The 24,256-nt window shown below is 66.9% G+C and carries 21 protein-coding genes and 1 tRNA gene; 19 read left to right on the top strand and 3 right to left on the bottom strand.

The annotated features are described in order from the left end of the window. Entirely contained in the window at positions 1-456 is a 456-nt protein-coding gene (locus C489_RS04605; RefSeq protein WP_049890611.1) for a hypothetical protein, read from the bottom strand. 216 nt (positions 457-672) lie between these two features. On the opposite strand from C489_RS04605, the gene C489_RS04600 reads away from it, so the two are divergent. The 3 genes from C489_RS04600 to C489_RS04590 all read left to right on the top strand — a co-directional run bounded on the left by C489_RS04600 (position 673) and on the right by C489_RS04590 (position 4,375). Continuing rightward, positions 673-2,784 (top strand): acetate--CoA ligase family protein, encoded by a 2,112-nt coding sequence (locus C489_RS04600; RefSeq protein ID WP_006429992.1) that lies wholly within the window; start codon positions 673-675, stop codon positions 2,782-2,784. After that, the gene (locus C489_RS04595; RefSeq protein ID WP_006429991.1) at positions 2,781-3,965 is read left to right on the top strand and encodes a phosphotransacetylase family protein; all 1,185 of its coding nucleotides are present in this window, start codon (positions 2,781-2,783) and stop codon (positions 3,963-3,965) included. Before C489_RS04600 ends, C489_RS04595 begins: the two co-directional genes overlap by 4 nt. Positions 3,966-4,081: 116 nt before the next feature. Further along, the gene (locus C489_RS04590; RefSeq protein ID WP_006429990.1) at positions 4,082-4,375 is read left to right on the top strand and encodes a PRC-barrel domain-containing protein; all 294 of its coding nucleotides are present in this window, start codon (positions 4,082-4,084) and stop codon (positions 4,373-4,375) included. Between the two features lie 32 nt (positions 4,376-4,407). Here C489_RS04590 and C489_RS04585 read toward each other — a convergent pair whose 3' ends face one another. Beyond that, positions 4,408-5,862: a DHH family phosphoesterase gene (locus C489_RS04585; RefSeq protein ID WP_006429989.1), complete on the bottom strand. Its 1,455-nt coding sequence runs from the start codon at positions 5,860-5,862 to the stop codon at positions 4,408-4,410. A gap of 163 nt (positions 5,863-6,025) precedes the next feature. On the opposite strand from C489_RS04585, the gene C489_RS04580 reads away from it, so the two are divergent. The 16 genes from C489_RS04580 to C489_RS04505 all read left to right on the top strand — a co-directional run bounded on the left by C489_RS04580 (position 6,026) and on the right by C489_RS04505 (position 22,512). Next, positions 6,026-6,099: transfer RNA gene (locus C489_RS04580), tRNA-Lys, on the top strand. Between the two features lie 278 nt (positions 6,100-6,377). Then, entirely contained in the window at positions 6,378-7,313 is a 936-nt protein-coding gene (locus tag C489_RS04575; RefSeq protein WP_006429987.1) for an alpha/beta hydrolase, read from the top strand. 141 nt (positions 7,314-7,454) lie between these two features. After that, on the top strand, positions 7,455-8,129 hold the full coding sequence (locus C489_RS04570; protein ID WP_006429985.1) for an MBL fold metallo-hydrolase: 675 nt from the start codon (positions 7,455-7,457) through the stop codon (positions 8,127-8,129). 209 nt (positions 8,130-8,338) lie between these two features. Further along, the gene (locus C489_RS04565) at positions 8,339-11,500 is read left to right on the top strand and encodes a molybdopterin-containing oxidoreductase family protein (protein ID WP_006429983.1); all 3,162 of its coding nucleotides are present in this window, start codon (positions 8,339-8,341) and stop codon (positions 11,498-11,500) included. Next, complete coding sequence (locus tag C489_RS04560) at positions 11,500-12,681, top strand: 4Fe-4S dicluster domain-containing protein (RefSeq protein ID WP_006429982.1); 1,182 nt, start codon at positions 11,500-11,502, stop codon at positions 12,679-12,681. Before C489_RS04565 ends, C489_RS04560 begins: the two co-directional genes overlap by 1 nt. A gap of 7 nt (positions 12,682-12,688) precedes the next feature. Then, a complete protein-coding gene (locus C489_RS04555; RefSeq protein WP_006429981.1) occupies positions 12,689-13,393 on the top strand; it encodes a TorD/DmsD family molecular chaperone in 705 nt (234 codons plus the stop codon). Beyond that, entirely contained in the window at positions 13,390-14,424 is a 1,035-nt protein-coding gene (locus C489_RS04550; protein ID WP_006429980.1) for an ethylbenzene dehydrogenase-related protein, read from the top strand. The genes C489_RS04555 and C489_RS04550 overlap by 4 nt, the downstream gene beginning before the upstream one ends. Further along, positions 14,421-15,320: a HEAT repeat domain-containing protein gene (locus C489_RS04545; protein ID WP_006429979.1), complete on the top strand. Its 900-nt coding sequence runs from the start codon at positions 14,421-14,423 to the stop codon at positions 15,318-15,320. The genes C489_RS04550 and C489_RS04545 overlap by 4 nt, the downstream gene beginning before the upstream one ends. Then, on the top strand, positions 15,317-16,009 hold the full coding sequence (locus C489_RS04540) for a hypothetical protein (protein WP_006429978.1): 693 nt from the start codon (positions 15,317-15,319) through the stop codon (positions 16,007-16,009). Before C489_RS04545 ends, C489_RS04540 begins: the two co-directional genes overlap by 4 nt. 1 nt (position 16,010) lies before the next feature. Then, positions 16,011-17,288: a P-loop NTPase gene (locus tag C489_RS04535; protein WP_006429977.1), complete on the top strand. Its 1,278-nt coding sequence runs from the start codon at positions 16,011-16,013 to the stop codon at positions 17,286-17,288. A gap of 98 nt (positions 17,289-17,386) precedes the next feature. Then, entirely contained in the window at positions 17,387-17,938 is a 552-nt protein-coding gene (gene mobB / locus C489_RS04530; RefSeq protein WP_006429976.1) for a molybdopterin-guanine dinucleotide biosynthesis protein B, read from the top strand. Positions 17,939-18,071: 133 nt separating this feature from the next. Continuing rightward, positions 18,072-19,025, top strand: a complete 954-nt coding sequence (locus C489_RS04525; RefSeq protein ID WP_006429975.1) for an extracellular solute-binding protein — start codon at positions 18,072-18,074, stop codon at positions 19,023-19,025. Next, positions 19,022-19,933, top strand: coding sequence for an ABC transporter permease (locus tag C489_RS04520; RefSeq protein ID WP_006429974.1), 912 nt, complete (start codon positions 19,022-19,024; stop codon positions 19,931-19,933). The genes C489_RS04525 and C489_RS04520 overlap by 4 nt, the downstream gene beginning before the upstream one ends. Before the next feature lie 134 nt (positions 19,934-20,067). Then, on the top strand, positions 20,068-20,736 hold the full coding sequence (locus C489_RS04515) for a helix-turn-helix domain-containing protein (RefSeq protein ID WP_006429973.1): 669 nt from the start codon (positions 20,068-20,070) through the stop codon (positions 20,734-20,736). A 183-nt stretch (positions 20,737-20,919) separates the two neighbouring features. After that, positions 20,920-21,684: an enoyl-CoA hydratase/isomerase family protein gene (locus tag C489_RS04510; protein WP_006429972.1), complete on the top strand. Its 765-nt coding sequence runs from the start codon at positions 20,920-20,922 to the stop codon at positions 21,682-21,684. 93 nt (positions 21,685-21,777) lie between these two features. Further along, the gene (locus C489_RS04505) at positions 21,778-22,512 is read left to right on the top strand and encodes a hypothetical protein (RefSeq protein ID WP_006429971.1); all 735 of its coding nucleotides are present in this window, start codon (positions 21,778-21,780) and stop codon (positions 22,510-22,512) included. Between the two features lie 169 nt (positions 22,513-22,681). Here C489_RS04505 and C489_RS04500 read toward each other — a convergent pair whose 3' ends face one another. Beyond that, a complete protein-coding gene (locus tag C489_RS04500; protein ID WP_006429970.1) occupies positions 22,682-24,025 on the bottom strand; it encodes a hypothetical protein in 1,344 nt (447 codons plus the stop codon). Between the last annotated feature and the right edge of the window lie 231 nt (positions 24,026-24,256).

Raw genomic sequence — 24,256 nt, 5'->3', positions numbered from 1 at the left:
TCAGGCGCGGTTTTCAGTACGAAATTCGTCGACGAGGTGGAGGACCGCACCGATTCCGGAGCACCCGATACCGACCGGAACGAGCAGGAGTCCGATACCCGAACCCGACGTGAGAACTGCGGGCGGAAGCCCGCCGACGACCTGTGCGATCAGCATCGGAACGACGAGCAAGACGACGGAGCAGCTGCCGGCAGCGGCTCCGATCGAGAGTAACTGTCGTGTCCGTTCGGTCGGGTCCCGAAACTGCGCGAGGAGAACCAGGAGTCCCGCCTCCGCGAGCGTGAGCACGCCGATGACGAGACACAGAATCACGAAGAGACCGGTGAGACCGGCCGCAAACCCGTCACCGGGCGGGTTTTCGGGAATCGTCGTGAAATACAGCGCCGCGGTCAGTAGACTGACCACGCCCAGCACTGCGGTAACGGCGGCGATCGTACGGGGAAGCGGGCGGTTCATGGGGACACCGCTCGGTTGACATGACACCGTCATAACGGTATCGACAGCGACGGCCGATCGGACCTCGAGCACGGTGGCCTCGGACGGCTGCGCTTCGCCCGCGGTCTGACCCCGCCGCCGTGGCGCGAATCGGACCGATACTTGAACGGTCCCGCGACTCCCCGCGGGCTGGAACACGCCACACGCTTAACACGCTACTCGGCCAACCTCCGGGCGATGGGACGGTTATCCGCACTCTTCGATCCCGAGACCGTCGCCGTGGTCGGCGCGACCGACCGCGAGGGCGCGGTCGGTCGCGCGATCCTCGAGAACCTGCGCGACGGGTTCGCCGGCGAGGTCGTACCGATCAACCCCTCGCGCGAGGCGGTCCTCGGGCTCGAGTGTTACGAGGACGCGACGAGCGCGCCGCCGATCGATCTGGCGGTGGTCGTCGTCCCGCCAGATATCGTGATCGAATCGATGCGCAATCTCGCCGCGGCCGGCACCGAAAACGTCGTCGTCATCACGGCCGGCTTCGCCGAAACCGGCGGCGAGGGCGCACAGCGCGAACGACAGCTTCGCGAGATCGCCGCCGAGTACGACCTCAACGTCGTCGGTCCCAACAGTCTGGGGATCATGGCCACGTCCACGGGGATGAACGCCACGTTCGGCCCCGAAGACGCCCTCGAGGGCTCGATCTCCTTCATGAGCCAGTCGGGGGCGTTCATCACCGCCGTGCTCGATTGGGCCAACGAGCAGGGAATCGGCTTTCGGGACGTGGTCTCGCTGGGGAACAAGACGGTCCTCGACGAGACGGACTTCGTCCGCGAGTGGGGCGATGACCCCGAGACCGACGTCATCATCGGCTACCTGGAGGACATCGACGACGGACGGGGCTTTATCGACGCCGCCCGCGAGGTGACCGACGATACCCCGATCGTGCTCGTCAAGTCCGGCCGCACCGACGCCGGCGCGCAGGCGGCCTCTTCTCACACCGGCGCGATCGCCGGCAGCGAGCGGGCCTACGAAGCTGGCCTCGAGCAGGCAGGGGTCCTCCGGGCCCGCTCGGTACAGGAACTGTTCGACTACGCGCGGGCGCTCTCGGGGCTTCCGGAGCCCGAATCCGACGGCGTCGCCGTCGTGACAAACGCGGGCGGCCCCGGCGTGCTCACCACCGACGCCGTCGGCGACTCGACCCTCGAGATGGCCGACTTCGCCGACGAGACGATCGACCGGCTCGGCGAGGCGATGCCCGACGAGGCCAACGTCTACAACCCGATCGACGCGATCGGTGACGCCGACGTGGAGCGCTTCGGCGAGGCCCTCGAGATCGCGCTCGCGGACCCGAACGTCGGCAGCGCGGTCGTCGTCGCCGCGCCGACCGCGGTGTTGTCCTACGACGACCTCGCCGAGACGGTTATCGAGAGACTCGAGGCACACGACACGCCGGTCGTCACCTGTCTGATGGGCGGTGAGCGGGCCCGCAACGCCGAGAAGACACTGCGCGAGTCCGGGGTTCCGAACTACTTCGATCCCTCGCGTGCGGTGTCGGGACTCGACGCGCTCGCTCGCTACCGAGATATCCGGGATCGGACGGTTAAGCGCCCCGAAACCTTCGACGTCGACCGCGAACGGGCACGCGAGATCTTGGCGCGAACCAAACGCCGAACGGACAACCGCCTCGGCGTCGAGTCGATGGACCTGCTCGAGGCCTACGGGATTCCGACGCCGGACGGCGAGATCGTCGACGATCCCGACCGCGCCCGCGAGGTCGCCGCGTCGATCGCGGGCGACGTCGTCATGAAGATCGTCAGTCCCGATATTTCCCACAAGTCGGACATCGGCGGCGTCAAGGTCGGCGTGGCAGACGAGGACGTCTACGACGCCTACGAGGACGTCGTCGCTCGAGCGCGCAACTACCAGCCCGACGCGACGATCACCGGCGTCCAGATTCAGGAGATGCTCGACCTCGAGTCCTCGACGGAGACCATCGTCGGGATGAACCGCGACCCGCAGTTCGGCCCGCTACTGTTGTACGGACTCGGCGGCATCTTCGTCGAAATCCTCGAGGACACGTCCGTTCGCGTCGCGCCGATCGACGAGGGCGAGGCCCACGAGATGGTCGACGAGATCACGGCCGCGCCGCTGTTGCGCGGCGCTCGCGGCCGCGAACCCGCGGACGTCGACGACGTCGTCGAGACGATCCAGCGGCTTTCCCAACTGGTGACCGACTTCCCGTCGATCCTCGAACTCGATATCAACCCGCTCGTGGCGGGTCCCGATGGCGTACAGGCGATCGACCTGCGACTCACCGTCGACGCGGACGAACTCGACACGGAGGAACTATGACTGACACCGACCCAGATTCAGAACCCGCGGCCACCGACCACGAAACCGCCAGCGAGACCAGCACCGAGACCACCGACAGCGAACGCGGCGCGGACGCGACCGCCGCTGACGGCGGCGATACCGACACCCTGCTCGTCAGTTCGCTCGAGGAGAGCACCGGCAAGACGGCGATCACGCTCGCACTCGCCCGGCTCGCGGCCGCCGATGGCGAGCGCGTCGGCTACATGAAACCGAAGGGGACCCGACTGCAGAGCAACGTCGGGAAGACCTTGGACGAGGACCCGCTGCTCGCCCGCGGCTTGCTGGATCTCGAGGCCGAGATGCACGACTTAGAGCCCGTCGTCTACTCGCCGACGTTCGTCGAGCAGGCGATCCGCGGCCGCGAGGACCCCGCCGAACTCCGCGAGCGCGTCACGGAGGCGTTCGACACGCTCGCGGCCGACTGCGACCGGCTGTTCGTCGAGGGCGGCGGCCGGTACGACGTCGGCGGGATCGTCGATCTCACCGACGCCGACATCGCCGACTTGCTCGACGCTCGCGTCCTGCTGGTCGCGCCCTACGAGATCCCCGCAGACGTCGACGACGTGCTCGCCGCCGTCCAGACGTTCGGCGACCGGCTCGACGGCGTCGTCTTCAACGACGTACCCGACGCGGCCTACGACCAACTCGAGACCGATGTCGTCCCGTTCCTCGAGGGCCGAGGAATTCCGGTCTACGGCGTGCTCCCGAGCGAACGGGAACTGTCGGGCGTGACGGTCGCCGAACTCGCGGACGAACTCGGCGCGTCGATGCTCGCCGAAGAAGGTCGAGACGCCTACGTCGAGCGCTTTACCGTCGGCGCGATGGGGCCCGACAGCGCCCTGCGGCACTTCCGCCGGACGAAAGACGCCGCCGTCATCACTGGCGGCGACCGGGCCGAGATCCACACGGCCGCGCTCGAGGCCCCCGGCGTTCGCTGTCTCATCCTCACCGGCGGCCACCGGCCCTCGGGCGCGATCGTGGGACAGGCCAGCGAGCGGGGCGTCCCGATCCTCTCGGTTCAGACGGATACGCTCACGACGGTCGAGCGCGCGGAAGACGTCGTTCGCAGCGGCCGGACGCGAGATGCCGACACCGTCGACCGGATGGAGCGGCTGTTGTCGGATCACGCGGCCGTCGATTCGATTCTGGGGAGGGACTAACCGAGTGCTCGTGTCGGCTTCGTTCCCGCTCGAGTTGTCCATCTCTGCCGCACGTTCGCTCCGGTGACTGTCGTGTCTGACCAAAAGTTAAGAGTCCGCCACGCATGAGCCCAGACATGGACGACATTCCCCAAGAAATCACGTCTCTCGTCGGTCGCGAGGTCTACTCGAACAACGGCGTCTTCGTCGGCGAAGTGGAGGATCTCCGGCTGAACGTCGACGGTGAAGCCGTCACCGGACTGGCGCTCGCGAACCTGAACGGCGAACTATTCGCCGACGAAGCCCGCAGCGGACAGGGCATCATCGTCCCCTACCGCTGGGTCCGCGCCGTCGGCGACGTGATCCTGATCAACGACGTGGTCGAGCGCGTTCGCGACCCCGACGAGGAAGAAGACGAACTGCTGGCCTGAGCCGACTCTCGACTCGCGTTTTCATTCGGTTCTCAGCTTCCGTTCGAGCCTTCGCTGCTGCCCCCTTCGACGCCCATCGCGTCGAATAAGGTTCGCTTGACCGCTTCTTCGGTCAGGTCGAGGAGGGTGTCCCGCGTGTCCTCGGAGATTTCGATCCCGGTAAAGATGCCCAGCGGGATCTCCGCGCTGGCTTGGGTCGAGTGGCCGGCCGTCTCGCCGATCTCGCCGTAGGCGTCGGCGAGGACCTTGCCGATGTTGATGCGAATGTCCTTCGAGCGCCCCGCGAGGAAGATCGTCTCGTCGGCGATGCCGAAGACCGCGGTCGTCGTGACCCCCTCGAGGTTCAGCAGGTGGCTGGCGGCCTGGGTCAGCGCCTCGCGGTCGCGGACGAAGCCGGCGTTCGAGACGAGATGGCTGCCCTGTACGTCGCGGTTCGTGATCGCCTCTGCGAGCACGTCCAGCGTCTCGGGGGACATCGACGGCGACTCCACCTGCTCTAAGGTATCGTGGTTCGCGAAGGGGTAAAGATAGGCGGCCGCAGTGAGATCGGCGGGGGTGGTGTCGCGTTTGAAATCCAGGGTCTCCGCGCGGATGCCGTAGAGCAAGGCCGTCGCGACCTCCTCGGAGACGTTCATGTCGAACTCCTGGATGTACTTCGTCATGATCGTCGACGTCGAGGACATGTTCGGCCGAATGTCGACGAATTCGGGTTCGAACTCCGACTCCGTCTCGTTGTGATCGATGACGATGTCGACCGGGAGCTCCATCTCGCTCGAGGTGGCGTGATCGACCAAGGCGACGGTGTCGTAGACCGAGTGGTCCTCGATCTCGTCCCACTGGACGAGGTCGATACCCAGCAGGTTGACGAACGCGCGGTTTTCCTGATGACCGACATCGCCGAGGTAGATGATATCGGATTCGACGCCGAGGTGCTCGGCGATCGCCTGTAGCGCCGCCGCGCTGGCGATCGAGTCCGGGTCCGGGCTGTCCTGCGTGATGATCGCCAGCCGGGTCGAGGTCTCCTCGACTAACTCCGCGAGTTTGCCCGCGTTGTACTCGAGTTCGCCGGACTCGAGGGCGCGGAGCGCCGATTCGGCGATGACCGAGGACGGGTTGATGACGATGTCGGCCCCGAGGTCGGAGAGTTCGTCGCCGGAGACGGGATCGCTCGCACGGGCGACGATGAACTGCGTGTCGCCGTTGTTGCGGATGTGCTCGACGGCGCGCTTGTTCGATTCGACGTCCGAAGCGAGGATGAGGACGACGTCGCGGTCGGCCACCAACTCGGCGATCTCGGACTCGCGAATGTCGGCGGTCTGGGCGTCGAGGTCCTGATCCCGGAGGGATTCGACGCGGCTCTCGTCTCGGTCGATGATGGACACGTCCTTGCCCTGTTCGACGAGTTCCTCCGCGACCGCGTACCCCACGCTCCCACAGCCCAAGATAGCGTAGTCAGAAATCGACGAAATCGTAACCCCCGTGCTCATATGCCCGAGTGGTCGGACCCGTCGCACTTAACGCTCCCGAAGCGTCCTATGCCGTGAAACTTCGAACCGGACGGCTCGAGGGCAGTGACGCCCTCGTGGACCACTGCCACGGTGCCCGCCAAGGGAAACGTATTTGAACGACCGAGGGAAAGTCGGAGGTACAGGGCCGGTAGCTCAGTCCGGCAGAGCGTCTGACTCTTAATCAGACGGTCGCGTGTTCAAATCGCGCCCGGCCCGCTACTCTGCTGCGAACAAATTCGTGAGCAGCAGGTCGCTGAACCGGCGGGATTTGAACGCAGGGAGAGCGCAGTCTCGCGAACGGAGTGAGCGAGGAAGCGATCGACCGTGTGTTCAAATCGCGCCCGGCCCCACTCTCGAGTCATTGCCTCGAGACGACCCGCTCAAGGCGATCTCCATTCTCGCGGAAAATCGTACCACTTGTCAACTACACGACATCCGACGATTGATACTCATGGACCGGAAATGCTTTGTCCGGTTCGTCAAACCGTCTTGACATGAGCGCTGACAGGATCGATCCGCAGGCGAAAGCGGCACTCGAGCGCCAGGGGCGGATCCCGATGCCACACAACCGCTACGGGCTGAAACTCCTTCGGCTCCTCAGCGGACCGTTGATGCGGCTCCGGAACCGAAACGGGCCGGCCGTCGGGCGGACCGTCGATCGAACGATCCCCGGTCCCGCGGGCGACCTCGAGGCCCGCCTCTATCTCCCTGACTCGAGCGGGCCGTACCCCACGGTCGTCTTCTTCCACGGAGGTGGGTACGTACTGGGGAGCATCGAGACCCACGACTGGCTCTGTCGGCATCTCACTCGAGAGAGCGGCTGTGCCGTGCTCTCCGTCGACTACCGACTCGCCCCCGAGCACCCATTCCCCGCGGCGGTCGAGGACGCTTACGCCGCCGTCGAGTGGGTGGCCGCACATCCAGAAGCGGTCGCCGGGGACGGCAGGATTGCAGTCGCGGGCGATTCCGCCGGTGGGACGCTCGCCGCCGTCGCCGCGCTCATGGCCGCCGAGCGCGACGGCCCCGCGATCGAGTATCAGGCGCTCTGCTATCCGAGCGTCGGCGTCGAACAGGATCAGCCCTCCGTCCGGGAGCACGCCGGCATCGTCCTCTCGGAGGCCGATATGGAGTGGTTCCAGGAGTGCTACTACGAGAGCGAGATCCACAAGCGCAACCCCTACGCCGATCCGACGAACGCCGGTGACGTTTCCGGCGTCGCTCCGGCGACGGTCGTCACCGCCGGCTTCGATCCGCTCCGTGACGGCGGCAAGGCCTACGCCGAACAGTTGGTCGGCGACGGCGTCCCGACGCGCTACGAGAACTACGACGACATGCCCCACGGCTTCATGACGCTTCGTGATGTCGACCGCGCCCGCGAAGCGATCGCGGACGTGGCCGGCGATCTGGCCGACGCGTTCGAGAGCGACTAACCCCACGCTTGCGCGATCGCATCCGGCTCGAGCCGCGCCGACGAAGGACGGCCCGCGACGAGCGACGCGACCGGCGCAGTGCCGATCTCGGAGTCCGACGGCCGACTTATAAGCCGACCCGGCCCGTACATTCGAGCGATCATGTCCGCCGACAGCGTCGACTACGAGACCCTGACATTCGACCGACTCGGCCACGCGAGCGTCCGCCTCGAGACCGACGACGGACTCGTCGTCTACGTCGATCCGTGGGGCGAGGTGCTCGCGGACGAACCGGGCGACGGCGACGTGGTGTTCGTCACGCACGACGATATGGACCACTACGATCCGGATGCGCTCGAGGCCGTCGCGGAAGCCGACGCCACCGTCGCGGCCTACGAGGGGGTCGACACCAGCGATCTCTCGTTCGAGGTCATCGACCTGCCCCTCGACGGCGAGACGACCGTCGCGGGGATCGACGTGCGGACGGTGCCGGCCTATAACGACCCCGAGGGGGACCACCTCGACGAGGACGGGGAGCCGTTCCACGCCGAGGGTGAAGTGACCGGCCTCCTGCTCGCGCTCGAGGGGACGACGGTCTTCTTCCCGTCGGATACGGACTTCCTCCCGCACCACGAGTCGATCAGCGCCGACGTCTTCGTCCCGCCGATCGGCGGCCACTTCACGATGGATCGCCGCGAGGCCGCGGCCTTCGCGCGCAGCGTCGATCCCGACCTCGTCTTGCCCGAACACTACGACACGTTCGACCCGATCGAGACCGACGCGGCGGCGTTCACCGACGACCTCGCCGCCGACGGGATTCGCGTCGAACTGTTCTGAGACGACTGTTTTCGGCGGCCGTCGGTTCACCGGGATCGCAATCAGCCTTCTGATTCGAATATACCTGCCCGGATTTAAAGACCCATCATTCAGTGGATTTCGGCGGTAGCGTCCCCAACGCGTGGGAACGTGCGGGTTCGGTTAAAGAATAGAGTGAAAACGTCGTCGTGTATGCTACTGAAACGCTCCGCCACACGAGGTGGTCGGTGATGAGTCTCTCGCGACGCGATTTCCTGGCGGCGGCCGGGACGGGGTCGGTCGGTGCCCTGCTCGGCTCCGCGTGGGGAGCGACGCAATCGGTCGACACGATCACGCAGGTCGACAACCCGCTCAAGTCCTATCCCAACCGGGACTGGGAGCAGGTCTATCACGACATCTACTCGTACGACAGGGTCGACTGGACGGTCTGTCACCCCAACTGTACGCAGTCGTGTGCGCTGAACTTCTACATGAAAAACGGGGTCCCGATTCGGGCCGAACAGATCTACCACGAGGAGGAGGGCAGCCCCGGACCGGGAAGTCCCGGCGGGTACGAGGAGGCGGGCGTCAGCCGCCACTGGAACCCGCGCGGTTGCATGAAGGGGCTGACCCTCCACCGCCGCACGTTCGAGCCGAGTCGCATCAAGTATCCCATGGTCCGCAAGGGATGGAGTCCTGACGACCCCAATCCCGAGGGCCGCGGCGAAGACGAGTTCGAGCGCGTCTCGTGGGACGAGGCCATCGACCTGATCGCCGAGAAGATGGCGAGCCTCGAGGACGAAAAGCGGTTCCACATCTTCAACGCGATCAAGTCGGACGGGCTGATCACCCGCCACGGGGCCGGGCGACGGCTGGCCTCCATTTTCGGCGGCTGTGAGTGGACCGAGTACGACTGGTACGCCGACCTGCCACCGGGCCACGTCATCACGACGGGCTACCAGACGAGCGACGCCGACGCGTCGGCCTGGCGGGCCGCCGACTACACTATCATTCAGGGGAAGAACCTGATCCACAACAAGCTCGCGGACAACCACTTCCTGCAGGAGACCCGCGAGCGCGGCGGGAAGATGGTCGGCGTCTACCCGGACTACTCGCCGACGGTCCAGAAGTGCGACCGCTGGCTTCCCGTCCGGCCGGGCAGCGACCCCGCGTTCGCGCTGGGGGTGGCCAACGTCATCATCGACGAGGAACTGTACGACGCCGAGTTCATGCGGAAGTTCACGACGCTGCCGCTGTTGATTCGGCAGGACGACGGCAAGTACCTCCGCGCACACGAGGTGTTCGCGGACCACGAGCCGCCGGCCGAGGACAGCGAGCAGCGCCACGAGGAAAACGACTGGGGCGATTTCGTCGCCCTCGACGAGAACGGCGACCCCGTCCCGGTCACCCGCGAGGAGGTCGGCGACGAGACGCCGACAACCCCCCAACTCGAGGTCGATACCGAAATCGATCTGGCCGACGGCGAGTCGGTCGGCGTCCACACGGACTTCACCCGGCAGAAGGCGAACATCATGGACAACTACGATCCGGAGACGGTCGAGGATATCACGACGATCCCGGCCGATGCGCTCCGGACGACCGCCCGGGAGTTCGCCGACGCCGAGAAGGGCCAGTGGTTCACCGGCGAGGGGATCAACCACTGGTTCCACTCGAACGACTCGCTCCAGCGGACGATCTTCTTCGTCCAGTCGATGCTCGGTAACATCGGCGAGCGGGGGGCCGGCTACTACAACTACTCCGGCCAGTACAAGATCGAGATGCTCGACGGCTACCCCGAGTACGTCAACCCCGACGGGAACGCCGCCCACGGGATGTATCCCGGCTACGCGTTCGCCTTCTTCGGCGGCGAGCAACTCGATGCCCACGAGATCCGCGGGGACTTCGACCGCGAACTCGATCTGGTTCCACAGGGCGACGCCGAGGAGCCGGTGATGCCGACGAACGCGGAGTCGTACACGATGTCGAAGCCGACGATCCTGTGGACGATGAACTGCAACCTCCTGAACCAGACCAAACATCAGGAGCACGTCATCGAGAACTTCGTCAAACATCCGGACACGAGCAACGAGCTCTCGATCGTCTCGGACATGCACATGACCTACTCCGCGCGCCACGCGGACATCGTGCTCCCGGTTCCCTCCTGGCTCGAGTGTGACTACCCCGACATCACGGTCGGGCCGGAGAACCCCTTCATCCACATGGACCACGGGGTCATGGACTCGCTGTACGACACGAAACAGGACGGCGAGGCCGTCGCGCTCGTCGCCGAGAAGTTAGACGAGAAGATCCCGCCCGAAGAGCGCAACGTCGATTCCTACCGGTCGTACTTCGACAAGTTCCTCGACGACGACAAGGATGTCCGCGACTACATCCAGCAGACCCTGGACGCGGGGATGACGACCCGCGACATCGACGTCGAGGACATCGAGGACGGCCCCGAGCGGCTGCAGCTAAAGACGTACCCGAGAATCCCCTTCTACTCCCAGATCAACGAGGACCGGCCGTTCTACACCAAGACCGGCCGCATGGAGTTCCACAAGGAGGAAGACCGCTTCCTCGAGCTCGGCAGAGCGGATCTGGACCACATCGAGAGCCCCGAGGGGACCCCATACGGGGTGAACCAGAAGTGGGAGGACGCGAAAGACGAGGAGAACCCGCTGTACCACGACGAGGAGTACCAGTTCTACTACAACACGCCCCACCCGAAGTACCGGACCCACTCCTCGTGGGGGATGACTGACTGGAACCTGATCTGGTCGGCGCGGGACTTCGGCTCGACCAACGCCGACCCAGAGGGGACCGAGCGGCTGGTGGACGACTTCTCGTTCCCGCAAGGGGAGGGCGAGACGGAGGAAACCCCGCCGTTGGGCGAGGCATTCGTCGAGATGCACCCCGAAGACGCCGCGAACATCGACGTCGAGAACGGCGACTACGTCCGGATCAGCGGCAAGCGCGGGGACCTCGTCGTCCGCGTGATGGTCAGCGAACGCCAGCGGCCGCGCTCGGCCGGTGACATGGGCCAACTGACCCTCTGGCACGGCTGGTGGCCCCAGCAATTCCCGGACGACGAGGAGCAAGAGGACGGGATCAAGGGGTACAACGTCACGACGAACATCTGGCTCGATCCGGCCCAAGAGACCGACGACCTCGTCCACAAGGCCGTCTTCGGCGATCCGAACATCTCCGAACACGTCGAGGACGACATCGCGTGGAAGGGGGCCGAACTCGAGCACGGCTACGAGGAGACCGTCTGGGCACCGACCGGCACGAACCGGGACGACCTCGTGGAAGTCGAGAAGTACGAGGAGGCGGACTGGTGGCCGGGCGACGCACGGAAAGACGAGTTGGTGCAGGACTATATCGGCGGTTCGTTGCAGGGAGGTGACAGCTGATGCCGGAAACCTACAATCCACAACTCGGGCGCGAGCACAGCTACCCGTACGAACACCGCGAGGAGGAACGCGACTGGCACTGGGGGATGATCATCAACATCAACCGGTGTATCAACTGCAACACCTGCTCGTTTGCCTGCAAGTCCACGTGGACGAGCGGGGAAGGCGAGGAGTACATGTGGTGGATGAACGTCGAGACCGAGCCCTACGGCGGCTACCCGATGGGCTGGGACATGCGATTGCTCGACGATCTGGGTAAGGACGAGACGATCTTCGAGGCCGCCGAGGAGGGCGAGGCCGCCAAGGGCTACGTCGCCCAGAAAGAGGAGTGGGAGTACCCCGCGCTGGGCGACGACCAGGTCCACGGCGAGTACCCCACCGGTGACGTCGTCGAGAGCGACCTCGAGGAAGACGAGTACCACGACATGTGGCAGTTCTACCTGCCGCGGCTCTGTAACCACTGCAAGAACCCCGCCTGCCTCGCGGCCTGCCCGCGGAAGGCGATCTACAAGCGCGAGGAGGACGGCATCGTCCTGCTCGATCAGGAGCGCTGCCGGGGCTACCGCAAGTGCGTGAAGTCCTGTCCGTACCACAAGCCGATGTACAACCCCGAGACGGGCGTCTCGGAGAAGCCGGTCGGCTGCTTCCCGCGCATCGAGGAGGGCAACGTTCCGCGGTGTGTCTCCTCGTGTATCGGGAAGACGCGCCTGCACGGCAACATCAACCGCGGGCCCGACGCCGGCCACCCCAACGGCAACACCGATGCGGCGGCCGGCCGGAGTCCGGTGAACTACCTCGCCAAGAGCGACGAGAAGATCGCGCTGCCGCTGTACCCGCAGTTCGGGACCCGGCCGCAGGTGTTCTACATGCCGCCGTACCACGTGCCGCCGGAGTTCCTCACCCAGATGTTCACGCCGAACACCGACGAGAAGCGCAACGACTGGCCCGGCAGCACCTTCGAGGAATCGATCAAGATCGTCCAGGACCGCGTCCGAAATCCGAGCCACCACGTCCTCGGTATCCTCCAACTGTTCGGCGCGACCACCCGCCTCATCGAGACCTACACGGTCAAAGAACACCGCGTGAAGGGGTGGGACCGCAAGGGGAACAAGGTCGTCGACATGCCCTTCGAGGAAGAGATGGAGGTCCGCGAGGGCGAGATGTGGACCAATCAGCCCTAACAGACCGATGACACCGACCACTACCACAGGCGATTCCGAGTACCACGCCGCGCGGGCCACGCTGTACTGTGCCGCCGCCGCGGCGCTTACCTACCCCGACGAGGACACCGTTCGCGAACTGCTCGACCCCGAGGCCCGCGAGGGGATCGAACGCGCCGCCGAGCAACTCACCGTTTCCGAGGAGGCGACCGCGCTGCTCGAGGCCCTCGAGGAAACCCCGGTCGAGGACCTGCAGGTGGCCTACAACCAGCTGTTCGGCCTCCCAAGCGACGACGGGACCTACGCCGTGATCCCCTACGAGGCCCACTACACGACCCGCGACGAGATCAGCAGCGAGCAGCGCCGGATCGCGACCGTCGTGGGCCTCATGGAGGAGTTCGGCCTCGAGCCCAGCGACGACTTCGCCGAGCGCCAGGATCACGTCGCGGCCGAACTCGAACTCGCGCAGGTGCTGGCCGGCCAGCGGGCGGTCGCGCTCGAGTCGGGCGAGATCGCGGCCGCCGAGCGCGTCGGGAAGGCCGAGGCGACGGTGCTGGCTGATCACCTGGTCGAGTTCGTGCCGGCGCTGGCCCACGACCTGCGGCGGGCGACCGAGGAAGACGCGTACGCGGCCGCAGCGGATCTCCTTGAGGAACTGGTCACCTACGACAACGGCCAGCATCCGGAGCCGACGGTGTCGACGGAGCCGGCGAACGGGGGTGAGGCCCCGTGAGTTCACAGTCGCTCGAGATCGGCTCGGTTTCGATCGACCGCAGCGCCGCGCGCTACGCGACGAAACTGGCCGTGATCGTGCTGTGTCTGGTGCTGGTCGCCCAAATCGCGGTGGTCGCGGTCCTCACGGGCGGCCCGCTGCCGTTCACCTCGGTCAACGCGGTGCCCGCGGAGCCGGACGCCGCCGCGTGGGACGACGCGTCGACGAAAACGGTCTCGCTCGACAGCCAGCAGATGGCCCAGCCCTACGGCGGCGGGAGCGTCGACAACGTGACCGTCCAAGCGGTGACCAACGACACGCACGTCGCCTTCCGCATGGAGTGGGAGGACCCGACCGCGGACACGGAGATCAACGAGCCCAACGCCTACAGCGACGCCGCGGCGGTCATGCTCCGGAGCGGCAGCGAGCCGCCGGTCGCCATGGGTGCGGCCGGCGAGCCGGTCAACATCTGGTACTGGCGCTCGAGTTGGCAACACTCCGAGTCCGATCCGGGCGGCGACATGTACTCGTACCCGCACCCGGACAACCAGACGAAGCCGGGCGAGGCAGCGGGGAATCCGCTCTCGCAGTCGAGCTACAACCGCTACGGGCAGAACTACTACGCAACCGGCTACGGCTCGCTGACCAACGCGGAGACCCAGCCGGTGGCGGCGAACGGCGAGCGAACTGAGGACGGCTGGGCGGTCGCGTTCCAGCGCGAGCACGACGCAAACGGCGAGCACGACGCCTCCTTCGAGGAGGGCGAGCAGATGTATCTCACCTACGCCGTCTGGAACGGCAGCGCTGGCGAGGCAAACGGCGAGAAGTCGCTGTCGTACCAGTTCCTCACGCTCGACACCGACGACGGAACGCTCAGCGCGGCTGACTCGGACGGCGGCGACAGCGCCGAGGCGGAGCGCAACGACGGCGTCGTCGCCAGCGCGACGGAATCGGCGAGTTGGCTGGTCGGAGCCGCAACCAACTGGCCCGCCGCGATCGTCCTCGCGACGCTCGCCGCGTGGCTGGTCAGCTACTGGAGGGCGAAACCATGACCGAATACGCGAACCGAAGTGCCCGCGGCCGGGCACCCGACGACGACGAATCGACGCTCCGGACCCGACTCGAGGCCGATCGGGAGCGCGACCGCCGCCGCGCCGTGCTCGGACTGATCGATCTGGCCGACGACGGCGGGCTGGCACCGGCGACGATCGAACGGCTAGCCGAACTGGCGGTCGACGACGACGCCGAAGACGTGCGGCAGTTCGCCGTCGAGGCGCTCGGCCTCGCCGCGAGCGCGGCCGAATCGGATGCGAAAGACGCGGCCAGCGAGGCGATCCGGTCGGCACTCGCCGACGGCCGCGAGTGGGTCCGCGCCGAAGCTGTCGTTGCACAGTCTCGAGCCGCGCCGGGGAACGAGACTCCGCTCCGGGACGCACTCGAGGACGACAGCGGCTGGGTGCGGCGCAACGCCGTCATCGCCCTGTCGAAGACGGGCGCGTCGTCCCAGGAGGAACTGATCGACCGGATCAAGAACGATCCTCACTCCGGCGTTCGGGAGTACGCGGCCGACTACCTGCGGGAGTACGCCGACGACGTGGGCGAGAGCGTCCGCATCCTCGCCGCGGTGCTGGCTCGGGACCCGGAGGCGTTCGTCCGGGCGAAGGCCGCGACCAGTCTGGGCGAACTCGGGACCGAGCGCGCCGAGGCCGTCCTCGAGCGCCACGGACTGAACGACCGCAGCGACGACGTGCGGCGGTCGGCGAAGCAGGCGCTCGCGACGGCCCGCGGCGTCGATCCCGACCAACTCGACATCGAACTGGACGACGAGGCCGCGCCCGGCGGTGGCCCCGGCTCGCGGCGGGAGCGCGAACGACAGGGGCCGGGTCCGGGACGCGGCCCCGCGAACTCGATCGACGGCCTCACACAGGGACAGCGTGATCGACGATGACCTACGAACTCGACAGCACACCCACGGACGAAGCGCAACCGGCCGACGGCCCGCAGGCGGCCAGCGAATCGAACGCGGCCCACGACCACGAGCACGAGGGCTCGGACGAGGGCTGTACGACCGAGAGCAGCGCCGCGGGGACGGGCGCGGGCTTAGAGGAGTCCCTCGGGATCACGATCCCGGACGACCACGTCGGCGCGTTCGTCGCGCAGGCGTTCGAGGACGTCGAGCGCTCGACCGAGTGGACCGAGGCCGTCGAGGCCGTCGTCGCCGACGAGGCCCGCGACGCGTGGCGGTCGCTCTCCACGCAACAACAGGTCGTCGAACTGCTGACGATGGCCGACCGGTACGACGAGCGAGCGACCGAACTGCTCGAGGGGATCCCCCTCGATCGGGGCGGGCTCGACGACGACCTGCGCGAGCGGTTCGAGGAGGCGACGCGGTTGCGCAGAAACGCCGACGTCCTCCGGGACGGCATCGCCGCGGGCTACGCCGAGGGCCGCGTCAGCGACGACGAACTGGTCGCGGCCGTCGAGGACTTCGAGTTCGATACCGCGTCGATCGCCGAACGCGAGGACGCGCTCGACACCGTCGCGAACACGTACGATCTCGACTTCCGGCCCTACGGCGGGACGTTGATGACCGAGCGGGAACCCGACGAGGACGCCGAAGAGTTCGAGGCTTGGTAACATGGCAAAACACGATATCGTCCCCGAGGAGGTACCGACCGACGACCTCGCCGACCGCGTTCGCGCCGGCCTGCGGTCCGTCGAGGACCCGGATCTCGGCGGGAGCGTCCTCGAGTCCGGACTGGTAGCGGACGTATCGGTCGAGGATCGGGCCGTGCGAATCGCCGCCGATCTCGCCGGCTTCGACGAGCCGACCGCCGAAGACGTCACCGAGGCGCTCCGGCGAAAGGCCCTCGCCACCCCCGGCGTCGAGCGCGCGACGGTCGAGGGCGAGACGCCCGCGGACGCCGCGGCCGAGGACATCGACGGCGCGGCGGGCGTCGACACCGTGATCGCGGTCGCCAGCGCCAAAGGCGGCGTCGGCAAGACGACGGTCTCGACGCAACTCGCTCGAGCGCTGGCGGCCGAGCCCGACCGCGAGGTCGGCCTCTTCGATGCCGACCTCTACGGGCCGAACGTGCCGGAACTGCTGGACCTCGAGGGGCCGGTTTCGGCCGACGCAGAGGGGAACGCCGAACCGATCGATAACGGGAACCTCACGGCGATGAGCGTCGGGCTCATCGCGAACGACGAGCCGCTGGCGTGGCGCGGCGCGATGGCCCACGAGGCGGTCAGCGAACTATTCGAAGACACTGCGTGGGGCGATCTCGACGCGCTCGTTATCGACCTGCCGCCGGGGACCGGCGACATCGTCCTGACGGCGCTGCAGTCGCTGCCGATCGACGGCGCGGTGCTGGTCAGTACGCCACATCCCACGAGCGTCAGCGACACGGCCCGCAGCGCCACCCTGTTCGAGGAGAACGGCGTTCCGCTGCTGGGCACGGTCGTCAACATGCGCGGCTTTACCTGCGAGTGCGGTCGCGAACACGACCTCTTCCCCGAGGCCGACATCGAGGCCGAACTCGATCAGCCGGTGCTGTGCGAACTCCCGTTCGACGAGCGGGTTCGGGACTTCGGCACGGACGTGCCAGACGAGACCGCGGCGCTGGCCGAGACCGTCCTCGAGCGACTGGACGATGTCGGCGACCTCTCGGTGCCCGACCACGCGCTCGACCTGCGCGGGCTCCCGAAGTCGATCCGCCACGAGCAGGCGACCGAGGAGTTCCGCGCGACCGAGCCCGGCGAGGCGTTCTACCTGATCAACGACCACGATCCGTCGCCGCTCGCGGCCGAACTCGTGTCGGCCGTCGGTCGCGAGGGACCGCCCGGCGACGCGTTCGCAGAGTACGCGGTTCGTCGGCAGGCCCCCGACGAGTGGGTGATGGTCGTCGAACGATAGCGCGGGCCGGCGCTCGAGCGGCCGCCTCGCGGGACCGCCCCCGGCCGCTCCATCGGTCGGTCGAACGGCTCTTGTCGCTATGACGGTGATCGAACCACATGTCTCAGGACTCGCGGCTGCGGGTCGTCTGTCTGGCCGGCCCGAGCGACGCCGGGAAGACATCGCTCGTCGAGACCCTCGTGGACCGACTCGCCGCGGACGCCCGCGTCGCGACGGTCAAGTCGATCCACCACGACATCGAGATCGATACGCCGGGAACCGACACCCACCGCCACCGGACGGCCGGTGCCGAAACCGTCGTCGGTATCACGCCGACTGTCACCTTCGACATCACGACGCGCGGAAAGCGAAACCCGCCCGCGTCCGCGATCGGGCCCCTCTTCGAGTCCGACGACCCCGAGATTCGCGCGCTCGCGAGCACCCTCGAGCGCCTCGCGCGCCGCGGCTACGATATCGTGCTCGTGGAGGGGTTCGCCGAGTCGCCGCTACCGACGATTCTCGTGGGCGACCGGGAGCCCTCCGCGGTGGCTGGGGCCATCGTCGGGCGCGGCGACGAGCCGATCGACGAACTAGTCGAGACGATCCGCTCGCTCGAGGGTCTCGCGATCGATGATGGGGCGAACGGAGAGCAAGACGATAACGCGGAGTAAACGCCCGAGAACATCGCAATTGGGACGCCAGCGGCGCGCGGACGCGTCAGCCTCGCGTAACCACATTCAGTTATCTTCCCACAATATAGGAACCGAAACCAGTTGTATTTATGCCAGCGATCGAACGGGACGTATGCACAGTCGCGACGACCGCGCCGGACCGTCCCGCTGGAGCCGGCGGAACGCGCTCGTCGCGGCGGGCGGACTGACTGCGGGGCTGGTCGGCACGGCGGGCTGTCTCGGCGGCACCGACGGCGTTCGCGTCCTCGCCGCGGGCAGTCTCGCCGTCGCCCTCGAGAGCGGCGTCGGACCAGCCTTCGAGTCGGAATCGGGGCTGGGATACGAGGGCGAGTACTACGGGACGAACGCCCTTTTGCGGCTGGTCGTAGACGAAACGAAGCATCCCGATGTCGTGATCGGAGCCGACATCGATCTCCTGCGGGACCGGCTCTATCCCGAGCAGGCCGACTGGGACGTCGAGTTCGCCGCCAACGAACTCGTGATCGCCTACGCGCCGGAGACGGAGCCGGGCGCGCGGCTCGCGGGCGGCGAGCCGTGGTATGACGTCTTCGCCGACGCCGAGGCGGGCGCGATCGCGATCAGCGATCCGGACCTCGATCCGCTCGGCTACCGAGCGCTCCTCCTCTTCGAACTCGCCGAGCGCGAACACGGTCTCGAGGGCTTTCGCGACGCGATGGCCGATCGAGCCGTCCGCGTCGCCGACGAGCCGCAACTGCTCGCCGGCCTCGAGAACGGTACGCGAGCCTGCGCGGTCGCCTACGGAAACATGGCCGCCGAGCGCGATGTCGCCGTCCGCGAACTCGACACCGCTTACAACTTCGGCGACCCCGCGCTCGCGGACCAGTACGCGACGGCGAGCTACACCACCGCCGACGGCCAGACGGTCGAGGGGTCGCCGGTCGTCTACAACGCGACGGTCCGCACCGACGCCGACGACCCCGACGCAGGCCGGGAGTTCGTCTCGTTCCTCCTCGAGAACGACGACCTGCTTTCCGATCACGGACTGCGCGTCGACGACGCTCTACCCCGGTTCCACGGCAATCCGCCGGAGGGGATCGACCCGTGAGCCGCACGGATCGGGGCTCGAATCGGAATCGGGATCGGGACCGAACTCAGAGCCGCGACCGCCACCGCGACGGCGACCGCGAGCCAGCGGAGTCGACCGCGGGCGCGTCCCGGTTCGACGCCGGCCTCGAGCGACTCTCGAGCGGGCTCGCCGTGCCGGCGCTGCTCGGCGCGGTGTTGCTCGCCTATTTTGTCGTCCCCGTTGCGGTCTTTCTGTCCCGAATGCGAACGGTCGACGTCCTCGGCGGACTCGCAGATCCGACGGTTCAGGACGCGATCCGAACCTCGCTTGTGACGGCACCGGTCTCGACGACGATCGCGACCGTCTTCGGCGTTCCGCTGGCCTACGTCCTCTCGCGGGGGTCGTTCCGCGGGAAGCGGCTGGTCGAAGCCGTCGTCTTGCTACCGCTTGTCGTTCCCCCGATCGTGGGCGGCGTGATGCTGTTGACCGTCGTTGGACGGTACACGCCCGTCGGCGGGGCCGCCGCGGCCCTCGGCGTGCCGCTGACCGACAGCCGCGCCGGCGTGGTCCTCGCACAGACGTTCGTCGCCGCGCCGTTTCTCGTCGTTACCGCTCGAGCGGGCTTCGACGGCGTCGATCCGCAGCTCGAGGAGGCCGCGCGGACGATGGGGTATGGACGGCTCCGGACGATCCGGCTGGTATCGCTGCCGCTCGCGCGCAACGCCATCGCGGCCGGAATCGTGCTGACGTTCGTCCGGGCGCTCGGCGAGTTCGGCGCGACGATGATGGTCGCGTACACCCCGCGGACCATGCCTACCCAGATCCGCGTCTCGTTTATCGCCCGCGGGATCGACGCCATCGTCCCGATCGCGCTCGCCTTGCTCGCCGTCGCCGCGATCGTCGTCCTCGCCGTCCAATTGCTGGTCGGAACGCCCCGCCGGCACTGACTCGCCGTGTCCGCGGCGCTGTCGCGGGTCCCGCAAATCGAACCGATCAGAACGCGTGTAATTCGCTCAAACCGCTTCTAAGTGCTTTGGAAGTGCGGTTATGGATGTCGTCGCCATATCCATGGATGAGACCCATGACATCCATCGCAGACATCGAGATCCCGGCCGACGGAACCGGAACCGGCGAGCTGTTCGAGGCCGTCCCCTCTCTCGCGTGTGAAATGGAGCGCGTCATCGCCTCGAGCGGCCACGGGCTCTGGCTGTCGGGGCCGTCCCAGCCGGAGATCGAGGACGCCCTCGACGAAGCGGGCGCGATCGGCACGTACTCCCAGATCAGCAGCGACGAGGACCGCTGGCTCTACGACATCGAGTTCGAACCCGACACCGTCGACCCCTTCGAGATCATCCTCGAGGAGGGCGGCACGGTCCTGAGCGCCTCGGCCTCGAACGGTACGTGGCTGCTCAGCGTCCGCGTGGTCGACCGCGAGAGCGTGAGTTCGCTGTACGACCGCCTCGATAACAACGACGTGACGCCGACCATCGTCCGGCTGTTCGATCTGGCCGAGGAGACTCACTCCCAGTGTGGCCTGACGACCCGCCAGTACGAGACGCTGGTCGCGGCGATCGATCACGGCTACTTCGAAATCCCCCGCGAGGTTTCGATGCAAGAACTCTCCGAGGAACTCGGCATCTCCCATCAGGCGCTCTCCGAACGCCTGCGCCGAGCCTACCGCGCGCTCGTCACGTCCGAACTCAACGTGACCGAAGAGGACACCGCCGCGCCGCCGATCCCGACGAACTGATTCGCGACCGAGCAACCGGCCCCATCTACGGCCAGACTCGATGCTTTTCCGCGACCGCCCGATCGACCGACAGTGAGTCGAATCGCCGGTCGGAAGTGGCCGCTCGAGCCAGCAAACGGACCCGGACGCCGTGTGGCTCGCGGACCGCCGACCGTTAAGAGCCGGGCCTCCGTTCCTTCCGGTATGGAGATTGACAACGACGACGGCGTGTTGCGGCTGCGGTTCGATCGACCCGACGCGCGCAACGCCCTCACGACCGAGACGGCAGACGAACTCGCCGATACGATCGAAGCCGCGACGGCCGACGAGTACGATGCGATCGTGATCACTGGCGAGGGAACGGCGTTCAGCGCCGGCGGCGACCTCGAGTCGCTTGCCGACACGCCGGAGTCCTCACAGGCAGCCTACGAGGAGGTCACCGAGACCTTCGGCCGCGTCGTCGAAGCGATGCTCGAGTGTCCGGTGCCGATCGTCGCGAAGGTAAACGGCGACGCCATCGGTGCGGGGCTCTCGATCGTCGCGCTGGCGGACCTCGCGTTCGCCGCCGACGACGCGACGTTTTCCTGTGCATTTGTCAGGGTCGGGCTGATCCCCGACACCGGCGGGACCGTCATGCTGCCCCACATCGTCGGGCTGCGGGCCGCGAAACGACTCGCCTTTACCGGCGAATTCTTCGACGCCGAGCGCGCGGCCGACCTCGAGTTGGTCAACGAAGCGGTTCCGGCCGACGAACTCGACGATCGGGTCACCGAAACCGTCGCGGGGCTCGCGAACGGGCCGACGGCCACGATCGGGATGATGAAACAGGCGATGCACGAGAACATGAGCCGCTCGTGGGACGATGCCCTCGACTACGAGAACCTGCTCCAAGCGCAGGCCCGCACGTCCGACGCCCACGAGGAAGGCGTCGCCGCGTTCCTCGAGGATCGCGACCCGGACTTCGAATAGCTAGACGTCGCCCCATCCATCAACTGGTAAACACGTCCGCAAGCACCAGCAAGCACCACCGCCTTGCGGGAATATACCGTTAGTCAAACTGCAATGTCCCCACAGTTTACCGACGACGACATCGGCAAGCACGTCGTCAACGCCGACGGCGACGAGGTCGGGATGGTCGCCGACGTCCAGCAGGGTACAGCACACGTCGAACCGGATCCGGGCATCACGGATACGATCAAGGCGGCGCTCGGCTGGGGCGGCGGCAGCGAAGACACCTATCCGCTCCAAGACGAGGCAGTCGGTCGCGTGACCGACGATGAGATCCACCTCGAGGGAGATCTCTCCGGGAGCGGAACCGGAGCGACCGGTGGCAGCGCGGGAACGGAGACCGGAATGACGGACACGGGAACCGATACCGGGATGACCGACACCGGAACGACCGGAGCCGGTGGCACCGGAACGGGCACCGATCGGGGAATCGACCGGAACGAGGACGATATCAGCGGCACCGACGACGAGGGCGTTATCCGCGACGATGACGACGACAGTCTGATCGGCGACGACAACGATGATGGCCTGATCGGCGATGATAACGACGACAGACGCAACACTGGTGACGATGACGGTCTGATCGGTGACGACAACGACGACGGGCTCATCGGCGACGACAACGACGACAGGCGCGGGACGAACGACGACGACAGCCTTATCGGTGACGATACCGATGACAGGCGTGGAACAAACGACGATGATAGTCTCATCGGTGACGACGATGACGACGATGGGCTGTTAAGCGACGATGACGACGATACCCGAACCGGCAGCGATACCCGGTAATACCGGTTCTCAGTCCTCCTCGAGTCGACCGCCGCGGCTCCGAGTCGGAATCCGATTTTGTTCTGTGATGTCACAGCCGACCCACTGCGACCGCTCCCAGCGATCGCTTCGAGCGGCGGCACGGCGGGGCGGTCGACGTCGCGTCAGTCCGCCGAGACGGCGATGGCGATCACTCCTGATTTGGGCGGTCCTCGTCGCTGCGGCCGCTCTCGTTCGGCTGGGGCTGCTCGGACGTGATATCCGTGTCCTCCATGGCGCGCCGTTCGGGCGGGCCGGTCTCGCCGCGATTCCGGTTGCGATCGGCCCCCTCGGATTCGTGGCGCTGGGTGCCCTGCGCGGACGACTGCCCGCCGCGTTGTTGGGTGTCCCGCATGGCCGATCGGTTCGGCTCGTTCCCTTCCTGCCGATCCGTATCGATCCGCTGTGAGTACTGATCGCGCAGCCGACCCTGATCGGTCCGTCCCGGCGTAGCCCGGTTTCGATCCGTCGGCTGGTCGTATTCCCGCCCGGGCCGCGACCGGTCGCCGCTTCGGGACGGACCGCTCTGTTGGCTCGCATCCCGTTGCGGTCCGGACTGTGGCTGCGATCCCTGCGGGCGGGTTTGGCGTCCCTGCTGGGTACCCTGCTCGAACTGGCCGGAGGACGGCGCTCGCTGGGATTCCCGCCGCGGTTGGTCGGAACCGCCGTGCTGAGAGCGGTGGCCGCTTTGGTGGGATTGCTGTCCGAACTGCTGGGCTTCGTCCCCTCGAGAGTGAGCGGGTGCGGCGGTCATCGGCCGTTGTTCGGGGCTGGTCGCACCGGCGGACTCGCCGCCGTACTCGTCCGGTGAGACCCACTCGCCGGTCTGTTGGAACTCGCGGGATTGGTGGGATTGGTGAGTCTGGGACCCGCCGCTCGGTCCCTGCTGGCCGCCCGTCTGTGCGTGCGACTGCATCTGCGGTTGTGGCTGTGTGTTCGGTTGCGGCTGCGTATTCGTCCCCTGCATTGGCGTTCCCTGCCCGCTCATCCGGTGTCCGCTGCGTTGCTGACTCCTCATCTGCTGGCCGCCGGGCTGGTAGCTCCCCATCTGCTGGCTACCCATCCCGCCGCTCTGACCGCGCTGTGGCATTCCCTGCTCGGTCAGCCGAGACTGACCGCTCGTCTGCTCTCCCATCCCCTGCATTCGACTCCCCATCTGCTCCATCTGGTTCATCTGGGGCCGTGCAGCCGCCTGCATACCCCGTTCCATCGCCTGCTCCATCTCCGGCATGACGGCCTCCATTCCCTGGAGATAGCTCTCCATCATCGACTCCGTGAACTGCGGCCCCGGCGCGCTCTCGAGCATCGATTTCGTCATCTCGAGGCCCTGTCGCTGGGCGGTCTCCTGCCACTCGAGCGCGCTCAGGGTCATGCGGGCCATGTTTCGCTGGAGGTCGATCAGTTGCTCCATGGCCTGCCGGCTCTGGTCCATCGTCGATTCCGCCATCCGCTCCGTGTCCGTCTCGGTAGACTGTTGGGTCTGTTGGTCTCTCATATGAGTTACCTGAGGATCCACACTCGGCAGCGTCAATCCTCGGTCACGACTGAGAGCGACCGAGACGCAAATAAAGGCCGTCGTCAGTTGCAGTTGCCCGCTCGAGTCCAATCACCGGTAACCGGCGGCCGCCGCTTGCGGCCGCGACCCAGCGAGACGACCGCGCTGTCGCCGAGTAATCAGCGATGGGACCGCCGCCACAGGGCATAATACCCGCTTAGGGACGGTTGG

Source organism: Natrinema versiforme JCM 10478 (assembly GCF_000337195.1).
Lineage (GTDB): Archaea > Halobacteriota > Halobacteria > Halobacteriales > Natrialbaceae > Natrinema > Natrinema versiforme.
Note: the sequence above shows the minus strand (reverse complement) of the source record. Positions and strands in the feature narration are given on the sequence as shown.

Bases quoted from the DNA above. Each gene is read 5' to 3' on its own strand.
- C489_RS04560 (WP_006429982.1), top strand. From the start codon at position 11,500: ATGCCGGAAACCTACAATCCACAACTCGGGCGCGAGCACAGCTACCCG.
- C489_RS04595 (WP_006429991.1), top strand. From the start codon at position 2,781: ATGACTGACACCGACCCAGATTCAGAACCCGCGGCCACCGACCACGAA.
- C489_RS04575 (WP_006429987.1), top strand. From the start codon at position 6,378: ATGAGCGCTGACAGGATCGATCCGCAGGCGAAAGCGGCACTCGAGCGC.
- C489_RS04570 (WP_006429985.1), top strand. From the start codon at position 7,455: ATGTCCGCCGACAGCGTCGACTACGAGACCCTGACATTCGACCGACTC.
- mobB (WP_006429976.1), top strand. From the start codon at position 17,387: ATGTCTCAGGACTCGCGGCTGCGGGTCGTCTGTCTGGCCGGCCCGAGC.
- C489_RS04540 (WP_006429978.1), top strand. From the start codon at position 15,317: ATGACCTACGAACTCGACAGCACACCCACGGACGAAGCGCAACCGGCC.
- C489_RS04585 (WP_006429989.1), bottom strand. From the start codon at position 5,862: ATGAGCACGGGGGTTACGATTTCGTCGATTTCTGACTACGCTATCTTG.
- C489_RS04505 (WP_006429971.1), top strand. From the start codon at position 21,778: ATGTCCCCACAGTTTACCGACGACGACATCGGCAAGCACGTCGTCAAC.
- C489_RS04590 (WP_006429990.1), top strand. From the start codon at position 4,082: ATGGACGACATTCCCCAAGAAATCACGTCTCTCGTCGGTCGCGAGGTC.
- C489_RS04500 (WP_006429970.1), bottom strand. From the start codon at position 24,025: ATGAGAGACCAACAGACCCAACAGTCTACCGAGACGGACACGGAGCGG.
- C489_RS04555 (WP_006429981.1), top strand. From the start codon at position 12,689: ATGACACCGACCACTACCACAGGCGATTCCGAGTACCACGCCGCGCGG.
- C489_RS04545 (WP_006429979.1), top strand. From the start codon at position 14,421: ATGACCGAATACGCGAACCGAAGTGCCCGCGGCCGGGCACCCGACGAC.
- C489_RS04525 (WP_006429975.1), top strand. From the start codon at position 18,072: ATGCACAGTCGCGACGACCGCGCCGGACCGTCCCGCTGGAGCCGGCGG.
- C489_RS04565 (WP_006429983.1), top strand. From the start codon at position 8,339: ATGAGTCTCTCGCGACGCGATTTCCTGGCGGCGGCCGGGACGGGGTCG.
- C489_RS04535 (WP_006429977.1), top strand. From the start codon at position 16,011: ATGGCAAAACACGATATCGTCCCCGAGGAGGTACCGACCGACGACCTC.
- C489_RS04515 (WP_006429973.1), top strand. From the start codon at position 20,068: ATGACATCCATCGCAGACATCGAGATCCCGGCCGACGGAACCGGAACC.
- C489_RS04605 (WP_049890611.1), bottom strand. From the start codon at position 456: ATGAACCGCCCGCTTCCCCGTACGATCGCCGCCGTTACCGCAGTGCTG.
- C489_RS04600 (WP_006429992.1), top strand. From the start codon at position 673: ATGGGACGGTTATCCGCACTCTTCGATCCCGAGACCGTCGCCGTGGTC.
- C489_RS04510 (WP_006429972.1), top strand. From the start codon at position 20,920: ATGGAGATTGACAACGACGACGGCGTGTTGCGGCTGCGGTTCGATCGA.